2 protein-coding genes are annotated in these 1,759 nt (G+C 40.0%); one reads left to right on the forward strand and one right to left on the reverse strand.

The window, feature by feature from the left end; genetic code table 11:
- Positions 1-174 precede the first annotated feature (174 nt).
- On the reverse strand, positions 175-1,161 hold the full coding sequence (rluD, locus tag Q0212_RS00835; protein ID WP_297920781.1) for a 23S rRNA pseudouridine(1911/1915/1917) synthase RluD: 987 nt from the start codon (positions 1,159-1,161) through the stop codon (positions 175-177).
- Positions 1,162-1,231: 70 nt separating this feature from the next.
- Between rluD and Q0212_RS00840 the strand changes: the two genes are divergently transcribed.
- Positions 1,232-1,759: outer membrane protein assembly factor BamD (locus tag Q0212_RS00840; protein WP_297920783.1), on the forward strand; the 528-nt coding region annotated here is incomplete at its 3' end.

Consider the following 1,759-nt stretch of genomic DNA (forward strand, 5'->3'; position numbering starts at 1 on the left):
TTAATTTTATCTTTTAATGACTTTGAATGAGTATGGCGCATACTAACCTCCGTATTGATCTATACGGCCAAGATAAAACAATATCTTGACCATTTTATGACCATTATCCCTAAAAAAGCTTTTTAAAACTGATTAGCCGCCTAACAATTTCATATTATATTACTATCCAACTACTTACAAGCCACCTTTTAAATCCATATCTAATTCATGTAATAACTGGACAAAATCTGCTGGTAACGGTGACTCAAACGATAATTGCTCATAGCTAACTGGATGTGTAAGAGTTAAGCGACGAGCATGTAATGCTTGGCGTGGAAAGCATTGTAAAGCATTAACTAATTCGGCAGTTGCCCCTTTAGGCAAACGTGGACGGCCTGCATAAACAGGATCACCCAACAAGGGATGACCTTTATGGGCAAAGTGAACCCGAATTTGATGGGTTCGGCCTGTTTCTAATTCAATACGCACATGAGTCATGCCCCGATAACGCTTAATCACTCGAAAATGCGTCACCGCAGGTTTGCCACTACCAATCACTGCCATTTTGATGCGTTCACTGGGATGACGACCAATCGGAGCATCTATAGTGCCACCACTGACCAATGAGCCTTGGACAACGGCTTCATACTCACGATAGACATTTTTTTCGCTCAGCTCAGCCACCAAAAAAGTTTGAGCAGGCAAGGTTTTGGCAACAACCAATAAACCACTGGTGTCTTTATCAATACGATGCACTAAGCCAGCACGAGGAATATTTTTTAAATCTGGGCAATGAAACAATAAAGCATTTAATAAGGTGCCATCTGGATTACCTGCACCAGGATGAACCACTAAACCTGCGGGTTTATCCAACACTAAAATATCATCATCTTCATAAATAATATTAAGAGGAATATCTTGTGCTTTGGCTTCAGTTTCCACTTCCAACATAATTTCTAAGGTGACGGTTTCACCACCAACCACACGATCTTTAGGACGCCAGACTTTGCCTTCAACCAATAAATGACCTTGATTAATCCAATCTTTTAAACGTTCACGCGAATAATCACTAAATAAACGGGCAACGGCTTGGTCTAAACGCGCACCACCCCAATCTAAAGGAATTGTTTCAGTTAAAACAGTTGATGGTTCATCGGCAGTGTGTTGTATTTGCGTAGTCATGTTTGGCTTAACAGTCAGAAATGTTTGATAATAGAATATCTGCTTAGTTTACACTTTTTTGAGGATAAATATGCGTCTGTTTGCTTTTTTGGCTTTAACAGTAGCCTTAACCACTGCTTGTAGCAGCACTCCAACTAACAAAAATGCTACCTTAACCGAAAAAGCCTATTACGAAGCGGCGCAAAAATCTTTACGTTATGCCAACTTTGAAACAGCAACCAAACATTTAGAAGATTTAGAGTCTCATTATCCTGTTGGGGTTTACACCGAACAAGCCAAACTCGACTTGATTTATGCGCGTTACAAACATTTGGACTATGCAGGGGCTATTTCGGCGGCTGATCGTTTTATTCGTTTGTATCCCGACAATAGCCAATTAGATTATGCCTATTACATTCGTGCTTTGGCCAATTTTGATTCTGACAAAGATGCGTTTTTACGTTTTATTCCGCTCAACACCGCGCATCGTGATTTAAACAACTCTCGTCAAGCTTTTGATAATTTTAAAGAATTGGTTTCTCGTTTTCCCAACAGTGCTTACGCGCCTGATGCTCGTCAACGGATGATTTTTATTCGTAATCAGTTAGCTGAAAATGAG

Source organism: uncultured Agitococcus sp. (genome assembly GCF_937920075.1).
Classification (GTDB): domain Bacteria; phylum Pseudomonadota; class Gammaproteobacteria; order Pseudomonadales; family Moraxellaceae; genus Agitococcus.

Excerpts from the sequence above, each read along its gene's own strand:
- rluD (WP_297920781.1), bottom strand. The coding sequence starts at position 1,161 with ATGACTACGCAAATACAACACACTGCCGATGAACCATCAACTGTTTTA.